At 38.1% G+C, this 18,713-nt stretch carries 13 protein-coding genes; 7 read left to right on the top strand and 6 right to left on the bottom strand.

The genetic code is table 11. The annotated features are described in order from the left end of the window. Nucleotides 1–2 precede the first annotated feature (2 nt). From glgB to glnS, 5 genes are all read right to left on the bottom strand, one after another. Nucleotides 3–2,192: a 1,4-alpha-glucan branching protein GlgB gene (glgB, locus tag FE813_RS08365; RefSeq protein WP_139990208.1), complete on the bottom strand. Its 2,190-nt coding sequence runs from the start codon at nt 2,190–2,192 to the stop codon at nt 3–5. Between the two features lie 9 nt (nt 2,193–2,201). Further along, nucleotides 2,202–4,292 (bottom strand): 4-alpha-glucanotransferase, encoded by a 2,091-nt coding sequence (malQ, locus tag FE813_RS08360; protein WP_180978722.1) that lies wholly within the window; start codon nt 4,290–4,292, stop codon nt 2,202–2,204. A 182-nt stretch (nt 4,293–4,474) separates the two neighbouring features. After that, complete coding sequence (locus FE813_RS08355) at nt 4,475–6,319, bottom strand: UDP-glucose:protein N-beta-glucosyltransferase (RefSeq protein ID WP_180978721.1); 1,845 nt, start codon at nt 6,317–6,319, stop codon at nt 4,475–4,477. Nucleotides 6,320–6,449: 130 nt separating this feature from the next. Beyond that, complete coding sequence (locus tag FE813_RS08350; protein WP_180978720.1) at nt 6,450–6,881, bottom strand: YcgN family cysteine cluster protein; 432 nt, start codon at nt 6,879–6,881, stop codon at nt 6,450–6,452. A 77-nt stretch (nt 6,882–6,958) separates the two neighbouring features. Continuing rightward, on the bottom strand, nt 6,959–8,632 hold the full coding sequence (gene glnS, locus FE813_RS08345) for a glutamine--tRNA ligase (protein WP_139990205.1): 1,674 nt from the start codon (nt 8,630–8,632) through the stop codon (nt 6,959–6,961). A gap of 223 nt (nt 8,633–8,855) precedes the next feature. Between glnS and FE813_RS08340 the strand changes: the two genes are divergently transcribed. The 4 genes from FE813_RS08340 (at nt 8,856) to FE813_RS08325 (ending at nt 14,151) form a co-directional block, all read left to right on the top strand. Further along, complete coding sequence (locus tag FE813_RS08340) at nt 8,856–10,037, top strand: efflux RND transporter periplasmic adaptor subunit (RefSeq protein WP_139990204.1); 1,182 nt, start codon at nt 8,856–8,858, stop codon at nt 10,035–10,037. Nucleotides 10,038–10,055: 18 nt separating this feature from the next. Further along, nucleotides 10,056–11,987, top strand: coding sequence for a MacB family efflux pump subunit (locus tag FE813_RS08335; RefSeq protein ID WP_139990203.1), 1,932 nt, complete (start codon nt 10,056–10,058; stop codon nt 11,985–11,987). 76 nt (nt 11,988–12,063) lie between these two features. Next, a complete protein-coding gene (gene tdeA, locus FE813_RS08330) occupies nt 12,064–13,431 on the top strand; it encodes a toxin/drug exporter TdeA (RefSeq protein ID WP_134078346.1) in 1,368 nt (455 codons plus the stop codon). A gap of 90 nt (nt 13,432–13,521) precedes the next feature. Next, nucleotides 13,522–14,151 (top strand): histidine phosphatase family protein, encoded by a 630-nt coding sequence (locus tag FE813_RS08325; protein ID WP_139990202.1) that lies wholly within the window; start codon nt 13,522–13,524, stop codon nt 14,149–14,151. Between the two features lie 168 nt (nt 14,152–14,319). Here the strand turns inward: FE813_RS08325 and pepT are convergent, their stop codons facing one another. After that, entirely contained in the window at nt 14,320–15,558 is a 1,239-nt protein-coding gene (gene pepT / locus FE813_RS08320; protein ID WP_139990201.1) for a peptidase T, read from the bottom strand. Between the two features lie 296 nt (nt 15,559–15,854). Here pepT and potA point away from each other — a divergent pair, with 296 nt between their 5' ends. From potA to potC, 3 genes are read left to right on the top strand one after another with little or no spacing between them, the layout of a single operon-like run. Continuing rightward, complete coding sequence (gene potA, locus FE813_RS08315) at nt 15,855–16,973, top strand: spermidine/putrescine ABC transporter ATP-binding protein PotA (RefSeq protein WP_005645368.1); 1,119 nt, start codon at nt 15,855–15,857, stop codon at nt 16,971–16,973. Beyond that, nucleotides 16,957–17,817, top strand: a complete 861-nt coding sequence (gene potB / locus FE813_RS08310) for a spermidine/putrescine ABC transporter permease PotB (protein WP_005638601.1) — start codon at nt 16,957–16,959, stop codon at nt 17,815–17,817. The genes potA and potB overlap by 17 nt, the downstream gene beginning before the upstream one ends. After that, nucleotides 17,817–18,587, top strand: a complete 771-nt coding sequence (gene potC / locus FE813_RS08305; protein ID WP_005628794.1) for a spermidine/putrescine ABC transporter permease PotC — start codon at nt 17,817–17,819, stop codon at nt 18,585–18,587. Before potB ends, potC begins: the two co-directional genes overlap by 1 nt. Nucleotides 18,588–18,713 lie beyond the last annotated feature (126 nt).

The raw sequence follows: 18,713 nt of genomic DNA, 5'->3' as shown, positions 1-18,713 counted from the left end.
TCTTACAAATTGTATTTCAAATAAACTGTCGCCAATGGTGGAATAGAAATCGAAATCGAATTTTCTCGTCCATGGCTTTCAATTTCTTCACTTGTTACATAGCCAAAATTGCCCACGTTTGAGCCTTGATAATACATAGAATCAGTATTCAGAATTTCTTCATAAGTGCCTGCAACATTTACCCCAATACGGTAATTATGGCGAGGCACAGGGGTGAAGTTGCTGATGACAATAATGCGCTCACTATTTGAACTGCGACGCTCAAAAACAAATACAGAATTTGCCGCATCATCAACGACAAGCCAATCAAAGCCTTCAGGTGAATAATCCAGTTCAAAGAGCGGTGAGTTTTCTCGGTAAATATGATTCAAGTCTTTTACTAATTTCAATACGCCTTTATGCCAGCCACCACCGATATTTTCGTCAAGTAAGAACCAGTCCAAACTTTCTTCGTAATTCCACTCACGACCTTGAGCAAATTCATTGCCCATAAAGAGTAATTTTTTACCTGGGTGCGCCCACATATAACCGTAGTAAGCGCGTAAGTTCGCAAATTTTTGCCATGCGTCTCCTGGCATTTTATCGAGGAGCGAATATTTGCCATGCACCACTTCATCATGGGAAAGCGGTAGCACAAAATTTTCACTGTATTGATACATCATCCCAAAGGTCATTTTATTGTGATGGTATTGGCGATAAATTGGGTCAAGCTGCATATAGGCGAGCGTATCGTTCATCCAGCCCATATTCCATTTAAAATTAAATCCCAATCCACCGTTTTCACTCGGGTGGGTCACACCAGCAAAAGAGGTAGATTCCTCCGCAATAGAAATCGCCCCCGCTATTTCACTGTGGATTTTCCAGTTGGTATGTTTTAAAAATTCAATGGCTTCTAAGTTTTCACGTCCACCATATTGATTTGGAATCCACTCACCTTCCGCACGGCTGTAATCTCGGTAAATCATCGAAGCCACGGCATCCACGCGAATACCATCTACACCAAAGCGTTCAAGCCAATACAGTGCATTACTGGATAAGAAATTTTTGACCTCATTACGCCCATAGTTATAAATTAAGGTATTCCAGTCTTGATGATAGCCTTCGCGAGGATCTTCATGCTCATACAAGGCTGTGCCATCAAATGCGACTAAACCATGCGTATCACTTGGGAAGTGACCTGGCACCCAATCTAAAATCACATTAATTCCCGCATCATGTGCACGTTTTACTAAACGACGGAATGCCTCGGGTGAACCAAAGCGACTGGTGGGCGAATAAAGTCCGAGTGGTTGATAGCCCCAAGAACCATCAAATGGAAATTCAGAAAGCGGTAAAAATTCTATATGGGTGAAGCCCATATCTTTTACATAAGGAATTAATTCATCAGCAATTTGATCGTAATCTAGCCAAAAATTGTTTTCTAAATTACGACGCCAAGATCCTAAATGCACTTCATAAATGGAAATCGGTTGATTCGCTTGATTTGCTTGACGACGTTGTTCCGTCATTTCCACCACATTTGGTAATGCACTCACTTGCGATGCTGTATCAGGGCGAAGTTGCGAACTAAAGGCAAAGGGATCGGCTTTCAAACGAAGATTGCCATGGCAATCAATTAATTCAAACTTATAGAGTTGTCCTAAACTGGCTTTTGGTAAAAAGAGCTCCCACACACCACTTTTTAGATGAAAACGCATAGGATGACGGCGACCATCCCAATAGTTGAAATCACCCACAATAGAAACTCGTCTTGCATTAGGTGCCCACAAGCGGAAATTCACCCCACTCACACCATCACATTCCATAAAATGCGCCCCAAGCACTTCATAGGGGCGAAGCATAGAACCTTCAGAAAGTAGCCATTGTTCTAAATCATCAATCATAGGATGAAAACGATAAGGATCTTCGACTATTTGCGATTCATTGCCCCAAAAAACCTGTAATTGATAAGCAAAAAAATGACGACAATTTGGAATAACACTAACAAAAAAGCCACGCTCATCGACACAATCCAGTTCCGTTATTTCTTTACCACTTTCACGCTCAATCACCACCACTCGATTGGCATCTGGCAATAACGTACGAATTTCAATTCCTCGCTCAGTTTCGTGCATACCAAGCGTAGCAAAAGGATCGCCATTGCTCGCATCAAAAAAACCATCAATAATTGCTTGTGTTACTGCGGTTGTCATATTTACTCCTTATACATTTCGCCCTTGGTTAATTTGCACAAAGAACGTTTTTAAAGCTTCATTGCTAAAAATAAACGCTAACGGTTGAGCAAGTTTCTTGCACCAGTTTGGGTATTCATTTGAGGTGCCTGGCAAATTAAAACTGATTTCTTGGCTAAGTAAATTTTCTAATTGCACACCAATCAATCGGCTGTTACTTTCCGCTAAATAATGATGGATCATTCGGTTTAAATGATCGTGCATCGCCATAGAAAGCGCATCGCCTTCATAATGCGGCGGTAAATAATTATCACGATGTAAACTATTTAATAAGGCTTGTTTATCCATGACGCGTTGATCGTATTTTTGCTTAAGCACTTCCCCATTTAAAATACCGAGTTGATTAAATAATTCTAAATCACGGCAATGCCAAAAACTTTGTAATGAGGGAACATCATGCGTGCCAATAGAGGCATAAGCATTTCGAGGATAATCAGATATACGAGGAAATTCGCCATTTCGTTGGGCGAAATACAATACAAAATAAGAGAAAATTTGAAACTCATTTAATTTCCACCGCACTTCATCAGGCACAGTGCCAAGATCTTCACCGATAATCAAACATTCATTGCGTACACTTTCAATGGCAAGAATCGCCATTAATTCATCAAAAGGATAATGTACATAAGCGCCATCAGCCGCGGTTTTTCCTTCCGGAATCCACCACAAACGAAATAAGCCCATAACATGATCGATGCGAAGCACACCAAAATATTGCATATTGGCACGTAGCATATCGATAAATGGTGCAAAGCCACGTGCTTTTAGCTCTGTTGGATTATAAGGCGGCAAATTCCAATTTTGCCCGACGGGGCCTAACGGATCAGGTGGCGCGCCAATAGAAGCATTCACACAATATAAATCAGGATCACTCCATACATCAGCACTGCCACGAGAGCTATTCACAGCTAAATCGCCATAAATCCCTAACTTCATACCAGATTGTTTACAAAGATTTTGTAATGCGGAAAGTTGTTCTTCTGTAAGCCATTGCAACCAAGCAAAAAATTGGATTTGCTCATGGTGTGTTTTTAATAGGGCTTTTCTTTTTACCGCACTTAAATGTTGCCACTCCTTACGCCAGCCAAGCCAACCAATGGTATTTTCTTCTGCTTGATGATCAGCGTGTTCTTGTAAATCCAAGACATTAAATAAGCCCTGTAACAATAAAGGTTCCCCTTTGCTTTTTAAATAATCGGCAAAGATTTTTCGACGTGTCACAATTTCAGCGGATTGACTACGTTGAAAGAAATCAAATAGAAACTCAAATGCGGTTAATTTTAAAGCCAATATTGAAGAATAATCGACGCAATCACTTTCACGCAAAGTGCCAATTTTTGCCTGAATATCCTCACGCTTAAACCAATTTTGCACTGAACGGCAACGCTTAAATTCTGGTAAATCAGGAATTGCCAAATATAAGAAATTTAACCAACGACGAGAGGATGAACTATAAGGACTGACCCAGTTTGGCACAGCAGGATATGGCAAATGTAATGGATTAATTCCCACATAATCCGCACCTTGTTTTGCACTTTGTTCGATCAAATAGGCTAAATCACCAAAATCGCCAATGCCCCAGTTTTGTTCTGAGCGTAAACTGTAAAGTTGCACATTCACGCCCCACACTTTTTTATTTTTTAATACGGGTGGTTGAAACGCTGTTTTAGGAGAAATAAGTAAACGAACGCGGTACTGTTCTGTATCGGAAAAAATAGATAATTTATAATAGCCAAAAGGAAGTGGAGGCAAGGAAAGTGCGGATAAATTTGAAAGTGTTTTTTCTAACAGAATGACATTAGATTCATCAATCAGCTGATAACGATATTCCGCAGATAGTGGCAAATCTAAACGATTTAGTCGATAATCAATCGGTTCATTTTCAAATGCAGCCAGTACATCGTCAAACTGTCCTTTCGCTTTTGGAGGAGGCTGCAAAAGCTCAACAAAAGTTGAAACCGTCTTTTCATCTGCGAAAATAAGATGTCCATCAATATCATAATGAGAAAGCGCGATACCGCATTTTTCTGCTTTTTGCTTGAGAGAATCCGAGATTTGCATAGACACCACATGACAACTGTATAACTCTTGTTAGGGATTATAACCAAGCTGAAAGTGATGACAACCGGCTTTATTTAAAAGTGTGATCTTCGTCAAAATAAAATGAAGCCTCTAATCAGTTAGGAAGAATCCAACTTTTAGAGGCTAAATATAAAACTATATTTTTCGTGAATAAAATCTTATTAAAATTTTAACGCTTTTACTTTTTCTAATAACACTTTACCCATAGGGCTAGGATCACCTTTAAAAAGTGTTTTCAAACCATTACTTTTTATAATATGACGGCGAAGTTCAAGACGCTCTTTATGGTTTTCAGCAAGTCTTACTGCACAATCAATATATTCTTCTACACTTTGAGCGATAAGCCATTCTGGTAAGCCTAAACGTTTGAATAACCCTTCATCAATATGTTCATGTACTTCATCCCCAGTCTTACAAACACCAACTAGACCAAGTGTTACCATATCAATAATTCCATTTGTATTACCAAATGGAAATGGATTCAGCATCATATCACATTGGTGTAAAATACTGAGATACTGATGATAAGGCGCATGAGCATGAGCCGTTGCACTATCGCCTAAATACTGCTCAATAAACCATTTCACATAAGGATGTGTAATACCGAAAGACTGCCCCAGAGCGAAATGGAAATGAACTTTCACTTTGGCCTTATCACGAATTATTCTCAATGTTTCAAGGAATGTCGGATTCAATTTCATTGTTGTTGCGGCTATACCGATATTCACAACATCAGGCGCTTTTCTTAGTAAATAATTTACTTTTTCAGGCGCTAGCGCTGATGGGACATAAGGCAATGCATCCTTTGGTAAACGAAGTAATTTCTCACTAAAACAATCTTCTGAACCTACATAGTCATCTTCTACAATTACATATTCAATGAAATCAGAATAAGTTGTTGCGGGATGCCCCAATGCTATTGCTTGAATTGGAGCTAAGCGTGTATTACTTGCAAAAAGTGTTGTTAAATCCATACCTATACTTGGCATATAAAAAACAGAGGCACCATATTCTTCACATTTTCCACGAATAAATTTAAGACGTTGGAAAATTGTATCGCCTTCAAGTTGGAAAAATTCATCAAACACCTCTCGCCCAAGTTGATCAACTGCTTCTCCACCAATACCAACCAAATGGAATTTCTTACGTGCAGCAATCATTGATGTAGAATGAGTTCGATAAATAGAATGTGCGGAATGAAAATGCTCCAAAAGCACCACCATAACAGGTTTACGACGACGTTTACCTAATGAAGTTATTTCACGATCTTTCCACCCCTGAGCTAATAAATGTTTACGTATAACTTGATTTAGCGCACGCTTTACATCATGTTTATTTTTAGCAAAATCGTAACTGCAATGCATATACACATCATGAGAAATACTAGATGGCAATTTATCTAAATTTTCAAATTCAGCCAACTTTTTAGGAAACCATTGTAAAAGAATCGCTCTTTTATTAAACGAGGTACCAGTGCCAATAAAACGTGGTGATTGCAAAGCAAAGCAAAGAGATGCACAAAGCTCTTTATTTATTTCCCAAAGCGCATCCAAATTAACATTAATATTTGATTCAGATAAATATAAAATACAGAATTTCGCAAATGAAGAAAACTCAGTATTTAAGTGTACATCACCATCAGGATCTGGGTTAATATTGTAGGTTCTTAGAATATGATCTGCATTCACATAAGGTGAACTTGCAAAAATAAACGTTAACCAACGCTGAAAACCAATAAAACTCAGAGCTCCACTTTCTGAAATAATCAAATTAGGATCAGTAAATAACTCTGTTATAGCATTAGCTACGCGAGTACAAAAATATTGAGTACGCTTTTCTAATAAATCTGAAATTTGCTCAGGAAAATCAAATTCTATACCATCAATCCCACCAAAATTGTCATCAATTTTCCGTAAAATATTCAAAAGTTCTTGGCAAGCACCTTCATAATTTTTATTCGAAATTTCTTTTTCTAATCGGTTAACACTAGGTTGTAGCATTGTCATAATTCCTTCTATAATCAATTAAATATACGACACTTTAAAGCAGATAAGACTCTATAGGATTTCATAAGCCGTTATTACCGGTATGAAATTATAAATAATTACACAAATAACGCTAGTTTTTTATAAAAACTTAAATCACAAACTCAAACCAATCAATCACATCGCGTTCATGCACACCATTTTTAATTAAAATATCAGCATTTTTCAAGGAATCCACATGGCCAGAAATGAGTGGGTGCCATTCTGGGAGTTTTTTTCCTTCATAAAGCAAACGATAGGCACAAGTATCAGGCAACCAATGAAAATCAGGTAAATTCTTTTTGGTGAGTTTGGTGCAGTCGGTTTCAATTTTAAAACGCTCAGAATAATTACCGCACTTTCCTGTTTCCACATCTAAAAGATTACAAGCAATTCGGGTATAATAGAGTTTTTGGCGTTTACCTCGCCCTTGAATATATTTGCGATAACAGCATTTGCCGCAGCCATCACATAAGGCTTCCCATTCAGATTCTGTCATTTCAAGCAGAGATTTTGTTTGCCAAAAATTAGGTTCAAGTTGCATACTAGATTGCATGGTAGATACAAATAAAAAGTGCGGTCAAAATCACATTTATTTTGACCGCACTTGGTTGATTAAAATTAAAAGCCTTCTTTTAAGCTTACTGTTAAGTTAAATACCAAATGTTCAGGACGGCTATCTTTACTATCTGCACAGAAATAACCTTCACGTTCAAATTGATAACCTTTCTCTGCTTCTGTCACAGCCAAGCTTTGTTCAACAAAACCATGTTTTACCACGAGTGAATGCGGATTTAACACGCTTTCGATATCATCTTCAGCACCTGGATTTGGCACGGTAAATAAGCGATCATACAAACGGAATTCAGCTGGGTGATTATGTGCAGCAGAAACCCAGTGGATTACCCCTTTCACTTTACGACCATCCGCTGGATTTTTACCTAAAGTTTCAGGATCGTAAGTACAGAAGATTGTGGTGATTTCACCATTTGCATCTTTTTCTGCACGTTCAGCTTTAATCACATAAGCATTACGTAAACGCACTTCTTTACCTAATACTAAACGTTTATATTGCTTGTTTGCTTCTTCACGAAAATCTGCGCGATCAATATAAAGCTCTTTCGTAAACGGTAGTTGACGCTCACCTAATTCAGGACAATTCGGGTGATTTGGCGCCGTTAAGGTTTCTTCGCCTTCAAAGTTTTCAATCACAACACGAACAGGATCAATCACCGCCATTGCGCGTGGTGCGTTTTCATTTAAATCTTCACGAATGCAGGCTTCAAGTGCAGAATACTCTACGACGTTATCTTGTTTAGTCACACCGATACGACGGCAGAATTCACGCAATGAAGCTGGTGTATAACCACGACGACGTAAACCAGAAATCGTTGGCATACGCGGATCGTTCCAACCATCCACAATGCCGTCATTCACTAATTTCAATAATTTACGTTTAGACGTTAACGTGCCTTCTAAATTTAAACGTGAGAATTCATATTGATGCGGTAATGGACGTTCAATACTGATATTTTTCAAAACCCAGTCATATAAACGACGGTTATCTTGGAATTCTAATGTACATAAAGAGTGCGTAATACGCTCAATCGCATCAGAGATACAGTGAGTGAAATCGTACATTGGGTAAATGCACCATTTGTCACCAGTTTGGTGATGGCTCGCAAATTTAATACGATAAAGCACGGGATCACGCATGACCATAAATGGTGAAGCCATGTCAATTTTCGCACGAAGACTTAATGTACCTTCCGCAAACTCACCATTTTTCATTCTTTCGAATAACGCGAGATTTTCTTCTACGCTACGATCACGATATGGGCTGTTTTTGCCCGGCTCGGTTAATGTACCACGATATTCACGCATTTCATCTGGAGAAAGTTCATCCACATAGGCTAAACCTTTTTCGATTAACTCAATGGCATAGCCATAAAGTGCATCGAAGTAATCAGACGCATAACGCGGTTCGCCTTCCCATTTAAAGCCTAACCATTCCACATCGGCTTTAATGGAATCCACATATTCCACATCTTCTTTCACTGGGTTGGTATCATCAAAACGTAGGTTACATAAACCATTATATTCTTTTGCTAAGCCGAAGTTTAAGCAAATTGATTTGGCATGACCGATATGCAAATAGCCATTTGGCTCAGGCGGAAAACGGGTATGAACACTTTTGTGTTTACCCGAAGCTAAATCTTCATCAATAATTTGAGTAATGAAATTATGTGTGCGGGTATTTTCCGCATTTTCTAGGGTGTGTTCTGTATTGCTCATAACTTTCTCATAAATAGAAAAAATAATTTTGCCATTCTATACGAAAAGCAAGGCTTTGTGAATTTGATCACTAAACTAACCGCACTTTCATTAAATTAATACTGAATCTTTTAGGATTTTTAGGTCTAACTTGAAGATTTTTCGTGCAAACTAAAAATTTTACCTTTAGAATACCTTTTACTGAACAAACGTTCATTTTTTTATTTAGGATGACAAAGTCTTTATGAAAAAACGCTTTTTTATTTTACTCGGATTACTCATTGCTGCTGGCGTAGCTTATTATTTTTTCTCAAGCAATAACAAACAAGAAACCACCTATCTGACGGAATCAGTTACCCGTGGTAATGTGGAAAAAACCGTTGTCGCTTCGGGTTCAGTTGAAAGTGTGAATGAAGTTGATGTCGGCGCCCAAGCTTCGGGTAAAATCACTAAACTCTATGTCAAATTAGGGCAAGAAATCAAAAAAGGCGAAATGATCGCAGATATTGATTCCACCACACAAATTAATACCTTAAATACCAAAAAGGCGGCATTAGTCAGCTATCAAGCACAATTAAAAGCAAAGAAAACCGCTTATGATGTTGCTCTTTCAAGCTATAACCGCTTATCAAAACTTTATACGCAAAAAGCAACGTCTTTAGATAGTGTGAATGCGGCAAAAAGCACTCTTGATAATGCGAAAGCTGAAATGGAAGCCATTGAAGCCAATATCAAACAGGCTGAAATTGAAGTGAATACCGCAGAAACCAATGCGGGCTACACCAAAATCACCGCCCCAATGGACGGTACCATTATTTCTGTGCCTGTTTCAGAAGGTCAAACCGTTAATGCCAACCAAACGACGCCAACAATTGTAACCATTGCCGATTTAAGCAAAATGAAAATTAAACCTGAGATTTCGGAAGGTGACATTACCAAAGTTAAATCAGGTCAAGAAGTCAGCTTTACTATTTTATCGGATAGCCAAACCGTTTATCACTCCGTCATTGATTCTGTTGATCCAGCTAATACCACGACAACTGATAGTTCTGCAACATCATCTTCGACAAGTTCAAGCAGCATCTCAACGACCAGTGCGATCTACTATTACGCGAATGTATTGATTGATAACCCTGATCACACTTTACGTATCGGAATGACGACAGAAAACAATATCAAAATTGCCAACGCAAAAGATGTCTTATTAGTTTCCAATATGGCTATTCAAAAACGTGATGGCAAAAGCTTTGTCAATGTATTGAATGACAAAAATCAACCTGAACAGCGTGAAGTTGGAACCGGTGTTCAAAATGATTTCAAAACTGAAATTAAATCGGGTTTAAACGAAGGTGAAAAAGTCATTGTGTCACAAGTCGCGAATGGTGAACAAGTTGGCTCTATGCCTCGTGGTCCAAGAATGTTCTAAAAGTGCGGTAGAAAATTAATGAATATTATTGAAATTAAGGATCTCAACCGTTATTTCGGTGAAGGCGAAAATCGTGTTCATATTTTAAAGAATGTCTCTTTAAATATAGAAAAAGGCGATTTCGTCGCGATTATTGGGCAATCTGGTTCAGGTAAATCGACCTTGATGAACATCATCGGGTGTTTGGATACGGCAACCAGTGGTTCTTACAAAATCAATGGCAAAGAAACCATTGAACTAAGCAAAGATCAGCTGTCAGATTTACGTAGCCAAAAATTCGGCTTTATTTTCCAACGCTATAACTTATTGTCGAACTTGACCGCAGCAGAAAATGTCGCCTTGCCTGCTATTTATGCAGGAATGTCACAAGAAAAACGTCTTTCTCGTGCGAAACAACTTTTAGAAAAATTAGGTTTAGGCGATAAATGGCAAAATAAACCAAGCCAGCTTTCTGGTGGTCAGCAACAACGTGTGAGTATTGCGCGTGCGTTGATGAATGGCGGTGAAATTATTTTAGCCGATGAACCCACTGGTGCATTGGATTCACAAAGCGGTCAAAATGTGATGGAAATTCTGCGTCAATTACACGCAGAAGGCCACACTATTATTATGGTAACCCACGACCGAGAAATTGCCGCCAGTGCGAATCGCGTGATTGAAATTAAAGATGGCGAAATCATTGGCGATACGCAAAAAGAAGCGGTAAAAAGTGCGGTCGAAAATCCAACTAAATCTAAACCGCACTTTGGGTTCAGCAAAGATCAATTTGTCGAAGCCTTTCGTATGTCGGTGAGTGCGATTATTGCCCACAAAATGCGTTCTCTTTTAACCATGCTCGGGATTATTATCGGAATTACTTCTGTGGTTTCCGTCGTGGCATTGGGAAATGGTTCACAACAAAAAATCTTGGAAAACATTAAAGGCATTGGTACAAGTACCATGACCATCTTTAATGGCACCGGCTTTGGTGATCGTCGTGCTGAACAGATGCAAAATCTTACGATTAATGATGCCACTGCCTTAAACCAACAAAGCTATGTACAAAGCGTCACTCCGAATAGCTCATCAAGTGGCACTTTGATTTATGGCAACCAAACTTTCTCCTCGACCAGTTTAAAAGGTGTAGGCGAACAATATTTTGATGTAGATGGATTAAAACTAAAATCTGGTAATTTATTTTCTGCTCAAGATGTTGCTGATAATAATCAAGTAGCCTTAATCGATGAAAGTGCGAAAAAGTCGATTTTCCCTGATGAAAATCCTATCGGCAAAATTGTAATGTTTAATAAACGTCCATTACGCATTATTGGCGTAGTATCTGATAAACAAATGGGCGGAGCAAGTAGTTCACTTAATCTCTATGCCCCTTATACCACCGTGATGAATCGTATTTCAGGTAGCAAAAAAATTGGCTCGATTACCGTAAAAGTAGATGACTCCGTCAATACGACTGTCGCTGAAAAAGGGATTACTGAATTACTGACCATGCGTCATGGTAAAAAAGATTTCTTTATCATGAATAGCGATACCATTAAACAAACTATTGAAAGCACAACGGGCACGATGAAATTGCTGATTTCTTCCATCGCCTTTATTTCATTGATCGTTGGTGGGATTGGGGTGATGAATATTATGTTGGTTTCCGTAACAGAACGAACCAAAGAAATTGGTGTGCGCATGGCTATTGGGGCAAGACAATTCAATATTCTGCAACAATTTTTAATTGAAGCGGTGTTGATTTGTTTAATTGGCGGCGTGACGGGTATTCTTCTTTCGGGTTTAATCGGTCTGCTATTTAACGTATTTATGACTAACTTTACGATGGCATTCTCAACTGGCTCAATTGTTGCCGCAGTGGTCTTCTCAACCTTGATTGGTGTGATCTTCGGTTATATGCCGGCAAAACGTGCAGCACAATTAGATCCAATTACCGCACTTGCACGAGAATAAAGAAATTTTGTAAAACACAAAAGTGCGGTTAAAATCATCCGCACTTTCCACTCATTTTCGTAAGAAGGAAAACTCAATGTTTAAAATGAAAAATATTACGCTTGCTTTGTTGATGTCTGGTGCATTGGTGGGATGTGCCAATATTGGCGATTCTTATCAAGCTAGCCTTGAAGATTACAAGCAATATGAAGAAATTACCAAGCAATATAATGTAAAAGAAAATTGGTGGTCATTGTATAACGATGCGCAATTAAATCGCGTCGTAGAACAAGCGTTAATAAACAACAAAGATTTAGCTAAAGCAGCTGTGGCAGTAAACCGTGCGCTTTACAGTGCAAATTTAGTGGGTGCAAATTTAGTGCCTGCATTTAATGGTTCAACTTCATCTGCGGCACAACGTCGAGTTGATACAAGTGCAAACTCTGCCATTTCACACAAAGGTTCTTTAAATGTGAGCTATACATTAGATCTGTGGCAACGTTTAGCCAATGCCGCTGATGCTGCAGAATGGTCGCACAAAGCAACTGCAGAAGACATGGAATCTGCTCGTTTATCATTAATCAATTCTGTGGTCACGACTTATTATCAAATTGCTTATTTAAATGATGCAATTAGCACAACCAACGAAACGATCAAATATTACACTGATATTGGTAATATTATGCAAACGCGTTTAGCACAGGGTGTGGCTGATGCGGTCAGTGTAGATCAAGCCCAACAAGCAGTATTAACGGCGCGTAATAACAAATTAAATTTTGAAACCCAACGCAAAACGGCAGAACAAACCTTACGCAATCTGCTGAACTTAAAACCAAACGATGCGTTAAATATCACGTTCCCACATATTATGAATGTGAAAACAGCTGGGGTGAATTTGAATGTTCCTGTATCTGTGATTGCAAATCGTCCTGATGTAAAAGCAGCACAATTTCGTTTAAGTAGCGCATTCAAAAATGCCAAAGCAACTCAAAAAAGTTGGTTCCCTGAAGTTAATTTAGGCGGAAGCCTATCTTCAACAGCAAGTACTGTTGGCACGGCGTTACACAATCCTGTGGCTGCTGGCACAGTCGGAATTAGCTTGCCATTCTTAAATTGGAACACCGTAAAATGGAACGTTAAAATTTCTGAAGCTGACTATGAAACCGCGCGTTTAAATTACGAACAACGTATTACCACGGCTCTCAATAATGTGGATACCAACTACTTTGCATTCACCCAAGCGCAAAGCACATTAAGTAATTTACAACAAACCCATAGTTACAATCAGCGTATCACGCAATATTATCGAAATCGCTATAATGCGGGCGTGTCCGAATTGCGCGAATGGTTAGTTGCAGCCAATACTGAAAAATCATCACAACTTGCAATTTTGAATGCAAAATATCAAGTGTTGCAAAGTGAAAATGCAGTATATAGCTCAATGGCGGGATATTACTCTCGTTAATAAAACCAAACATAGGGCGTTTTTAAGCGCCCTTTTTAATATTTGATTCCTCACTTAGGGTATAAACCTTATCAATAAATATTCCTAAAAATGAAAAAACAACTGACTTTTTATTTTATTCGTCACGGCCGCACTGTTTGGAATGAACAAGGATTAATGCAAGGCAGTGGGGATTCTCCATTAACAGAAGAAGGCATTAAAAATGCGGTAAAAACTGGGCAAGCTTTACAAAATGTCGATTTTATTGCGGCCTATTCGAGCTGTTTACAACGTACCATTGACACAGCCAATTATATTATTGGAGATCGTGATATTCCCTTATTCCAACATCGTGGATTAAATGAACATTATTTTGGTAATTGGGAAGGAACAAATGTCGAACTGATTCGACCTTTGCCCGAATTCCAACAAATGATTAATGATCCTGCAAACTATAAAGCTGAATCGAATGGTGGAGAAACTTATGAACAACTAGCCAAACGAGCCATCTCAGCTTTACAAGATATTATTAAGATTCATCAAGAAGGGAATATTTTAGTAGTATCGCATGGCCATACCTTGCGTCTATTGATTGCTTTACTTAATGGCGCAACTTGGCAAAATCACCGAGATAAAGACAAATCAGTATCTTTATTAAATACTGCTATTAGCATCATTCATTATGACAGTGAAAAAGGCTTTAGACTTGAAAAACTAAATGACACAAAGCATTTACAATAGATAAAAAAAGCCCCTAAATCATTAGGGGCATCAAAAAGGAATTTATGAATAAAATCTCTAAAGTTTAGCTTTATCAAAGGAATCTCGATAAAACAGGGTCATTATATTGACTAATCTAAAGAATAGCAAGAAAAATCTTTACATTTCTTTACAAATCTTTACGCTTCCTTACAGATCTTTACATTTCAGCATTTCGATAATTACTTGAACCGTCTTTTCCATGCCTTGTAAAGAAACCAACTCGTGTTTACTATGGAAATTATAGCCACCAGTAAAAATATTCGGGCATGCTAAACCTTTAGAGGCTAAAAATGCCCCATCTGTACCACCTCGAATCGGCTTATGATTTGCTTTAACCCCTACCGCTTTCATTGCGCAATCAGCAAGTTCAATTGATTGAGGAACATTTTTTACCACATCATACATATTTTGGTAGCTATCTTGAATTTCTAACTCAATAGGCTTTTTCAAACCTTTCTTAGCATTAAATTTTTCCACCTGACTTTTAATAAAGGCTTTTCTTTGTGCGAAATTCTGCTCATCAAAATCACGAATCAAATAAGTGAGCTCTACTTGCTCAATATCGCCAGAAAAATCTTCTAAATGATAAAAGCCAGCTTTCCCATCCGTTTTTTCTGGGACTTCATCAACAGGAAAAACTTGCTGAAATTCACAAGCTAAAGTCAGTGCATTCACCATTTTTCCCTTTGCATAACCAGGATGAATACTCCGCCCGAAAAACCGCACTTTTGCCGTTGCAGCATTAAAGTTTTCGTATTCTAATTCCCCGACTTCTCCCCCATCAATAGTATATGCCCAATCACAGGAAAATTTTTCCATTGGGAAATAATGGATACCCAAACCAATTTCTTCATCAGGCGTAAAAGCCACGCGAATATTGCAATGAGGAATATTCTCTTTCTGAAGAATGGAAAGTGCGGTCATAATTTCTGCAATTCCAGCTTTATTATCAGCCCCAAGCAAAGTGGTTCCATCGGCAACAATCAGAGTCTGTCCTACCAATTTTTGCATAAAAGGATAATAAACAGGACTAATAAACTCCTCGCCAATACCTAATGCAATATCTCCGCCACGATATTGCTCTATCACTTCAGGGCGCACATTTTTACCACTACATTGTGGAGATGTATCAAGATGCGCAATTAAACCAATGGTTTTCGTTAAGTTAGGATCATTAGCGGGTAAAAATGCTGTCACAACTGCATATTTACTGACTTCAACATTCTCTAAACCAAGTTGAATGAGCTCTTTTTGCAACTGCATGGCTAACTTCATTTGCCCGACTGAGCTGGGGGAATGCTTAGCATTAGGTTTTGATTGGGTGTCAAAAGACACATAATGTAAAAATCGTTCTGAAAGTTCTGTTTTATCTGTTTGAGAAATCATATTCTCGCTCCTTTTAAAAATATCTTTTTTAGTTTAACGAGAAAAATAGAAAACATCTTGATATATAACAATATTTATAAAATTAACGAAGTAAAATTCATCGAAAGTGCGGTTAAATTTCTTGTTATTTTTATGAACGGCAGTTTTTTTACTTTCTAAGGCATTAAGTCCTTTTAATTATTAACAATTCACTATATCATAGGCGTCTATTTTTATATGTCGCCCCTGCAGTCTTGCAGGTTTTATTTCTACTCAGTACCAAATCATTGGTGAAATTAGGGAGAAAACCAAAGCTAGTGGAAAATCAGCTTCAAAACAAGCCTATTATTGAGCTTCGTTCAATCAAAAAATCCTATGGTTCTAACACCATTATTAACGATTTCAATCTTACAATTAATAATGGTGAATTTGTCACTATTCTCGGCCCTTCAGGCTGTGGTAAGACCACAGTTTTGCGCTTACTTGCAGGCTTAGAAGAATTGGATTCAGGTAGCATTATTTTAGATGGTGAAGATATCACCAATGTGCCTGCTGAAAAACGTCATATTAATACGGTATTCCAAAGCTATGCGCTATTTCCACATATGACAATTTTTGAGAACGTGGCTTTTGGTTTGCGTATGCAAAAAGTACCAAACGACGAAATTAAACCGCGTGTTTTAGAAGCCTTGCGTATGGTACAGCTAGAAGAAATGGCAGATCGTAAACCAACCCAACTTTCTGGCGGACAACAACAACGTATTGCCATCGCTCGCGCCGTAGTAAATAAACCAAAAGTGTTGTTACTTGATGAGTCTTTATCTGCATTGGATTATAAATTGCGTAAACAAATGCAAAATGAACTCAAAATGTTACAACGTCAGCTTGGCATTACCTTTATTTTCGTTACCCACGATCAAGAAGAAGCGATTACAATGTCTGATCGTATTGTGTTGTTGCGTAAAGGTAAAATCGCACAAGATGGTTCTCCACGTGAAATCTATGAAGATCCTGCGAATTTATTCGTTGCTCGTTTCATTGGTGAAATTAACGTATTTGAAGCCACTGTGATTGAACGTAAATCAGAACAAGTTGTACTCGCGAATGTGGAAGGTCGCGTTTGTGATATTTACACAGACATGCCTGTTGAGAAAGATCAAAAACTTCAAGTACTCCTTCGCCCTGAAGATATTGTGATTGAAGAATTAGATGAAAATGAACATTCTAAAGCGATTATCGGCCACATTGTTGACCGCACTTATAAAGGAATGACATTAGAATCAACGGTAGAATTTGATCATAATGGCATGCGTGTACTTGTAAGTGAATTCTTTAACGAAGACGATCCACATATGGATCATAGCGTAGGTCAACGCGTAGGTATCACATGGCATGAAGGCTGGGAGGTTGTTCTCAACGATGAAGATAATCAATAATAAATTCCAGAAAATTACTGTTGCGATTATCTTCAGTTGGCTCATCTTCTTTGTGTTGATTCCAAACTTATTGGTATTCGCCGTAAGTTTTCTGACTAGAGACGGTAGCGACTTTTACGCTTTCCCAATCACCATTGAAAACTACACAAACTTGTTTAATCCGCTTTATGCACAAGTTGTGTGGAATTCATTGTATATGTCGGGCATAGCTACCATTATTTGCTTATTAGTTGGCTATCCATTTGCTTTCATGATGAGCAAAATTAATCCTAAATATCGACCGCTCTTATTATTCCTTGTGGTTTTACCATTCTGGACAAACTCGTTGATCCGTATTTATGGAATGAAAGTGTTTCTTGGTGTGAAAGGTGTGCTTAATACCATGTTGATGGACATGGGAATTTTGAGTGAACCCATTCGCATTTTGAATACAGAAATTGCGGTAATCATTGGCTTAGTTTATTTACTATTGCCATTTATGATTTTGCCACTCTACTCTGCGATTGAAAAATTAGACGGTCGCTTATTAGAGGCTGCAAGAGATTTAGGCGCAAATGCATTCCAACGTTTCTTCCGTGTCATTTTACCATTAACCATGCCAGGCATTATCGCGGGGTGTTTATTAGTATTATTACCAGCAATGGGTATGTTCTACGTAGCAGACTTACTTGGCGGAGCAAAAGTATTGCTTGTTGGTAACGTAATTAAGAGCGAATTCTTAATTTCCCGTAACTGGCCATTTGGTTCTGCAATCAGTATTGGTTTAACTGTTCTAATGGCATTGTTGATTTTCGTGTACTACCGAGCGAACAAACTATTGAATAAGAAAGTGGAGTTAGAATAATGAGTCGTTTACTACGTAATGCATTTATGTTTGTGGTATACGCTTATTTGTATATCCCAATTATTATTTTGGTCACCAATTCCTTTAACGAAGATCGTTATGGTTTAAGTTGGAAAGGTTTTAGCTGGAACTGGTACGAGCGTTTATTTAATAATGACACTTTAATACAAGCTGCAATTCATTCGGTAACTATTGCATTTTTTGCGGCAACACTGGCTACTATTGTAGGTGGATTAACTGCAATCGCACTTTACCGCTATCGATTCCGCGGTAAACAAGCGGTAAGCGGCATGTTATTTATCGTCATGATGTCACCAGATATTGTAATGGCAGTATCTTTGCTTGCATTATTTATGGTTGTGGGTATTTCATTAGGTTTCTGGTCTTTATTACTGGCCCATGTGACCTTCTGTTTACCGTATGTGACCGTAACTATCTTCTCTCGCTTAAATGGCTTTGATTCTAGAATGTTAGAAGCAGCGAAAGACTTAGGTGCAAGCGAAGTGACTATTTTACGTAAAATTATCCTTCCTTTAGCATTACCTGCTGTTGTATCAGGTTGGTTATTAAGTTTCACTATTTCGTTAGATGATGTCGTAGTTTCATCATTCGTCAGTGGCGTAAGTTATGAAATTTTACCATTGAGAATATTCTCTCTAGTGAAAACCGGTGTAACACCTGAAGTTAATGCTTTAGCAACGATTATGATCGTGCTTTCACTGGCTCTTGTCGTTTTAAGCCAGCTAATTACACGAAAAAATAACCATTAATAAACAAAAGGTTTCACAAACCTTTGAATTTAAAATAAAATACGCCTTGACGCACAATCAAGGCGTTTTTTTATGCCTGTCATTCGGCAGGTGGTTTTTTACGACTCTTTACGGAGAACAAACAAA

Source organism: Haemophilus seminalis (assembly GCF_006384255.1).
In the GTDB taxonomy this organism is placed as follows: domain Bacteria; phylum Pseudomonadota; class Gammaproteobacteria; order Enterobacterales; family Pasteurellaceae; genus Haemophilus; species Haemophilus seminalis.
The sequence above is the reverse complement of the archived record's forward strand: the minus strand, read 5'-3'. Positions and strand labels throughout refer to the sequence as shown.

Coding starts and splice junctions, on each gene's coding strand:
- FE813_RS08325 (WP_139990202.1), top strand. CDS start 13,522: ATGAAAAAACAACTGACTTTTTATTTTATTCGTCACGGCCGCACTGTT.
- FE813_RS08335 (WP_139990203.1), top strand. CDS start 10,056: ATGAATATTATTGAAATTAAGGATCTCAACCGTTATTTCGGTGAAGGC.
- pepT (WP_139990201.1), bottom strand. CDS start 15,558: ATGATTTCTCAAACAGATAAAACAGAACTTTCAGAACGATTTTTACAT.
- potC (WP_005628794.1), top strand. CDS start 17,817: ATGAGTCGTTTACTACGTAATGCATTTATGTTTGTGGTATACGCTTAT.
- potB (WP_005638601.1), top strand. CDS start 16,957: ATGAAGATAATCAATAATAAATTCCAGAAAATTACTGTTGCGATTATC.
- FE813_RS08340 (WP_139990204.1), top strand. CDS start 8,856: ATGAAAAAACGCTTTTTTATTTTACTCGGATTACTCATTGCTGCTGGC.
- glgB (WP_139990208.1), bottom strand. CDS start 2,192: ATGACAACCGCAGTAACACAAGCAATTATTGATGGTTTTTTTGATGCG.
- tdeA (WP_134078346.1), top strand. CDS start 12,064: ATGTTTAAAATGAAAAATATTACGCTTGCTTTGTTGATGTCTGGTGCA.
- malQ (WP_180978722.1), bottom strand. CDS start 4,292: ATGCAAATCTCGGATTCTCTCAAGCAAAAAGCAGAAAAATGCGGTATC.
- FE813_RS08350 (WP_180978720.1), bottom strand. CDS start 6,881: ATGCAACTTGAACCTAATTTTTGGCAAACAAAATCTCTGCTTGAAATG.
- FE813_RS08355 (WP_180978721.1), bottom strand. CDS start 6,319: ATGACAATGCTACAACCTAGTGTTAACCGATTAGAAAAAGAAATTTCG.
- glnS (WP_139990205.1), bottom strand. CDS start 8,632: ATGAGCAATACAGAACACACCCTAGAAAATGCGGAAAATACCCGCACA.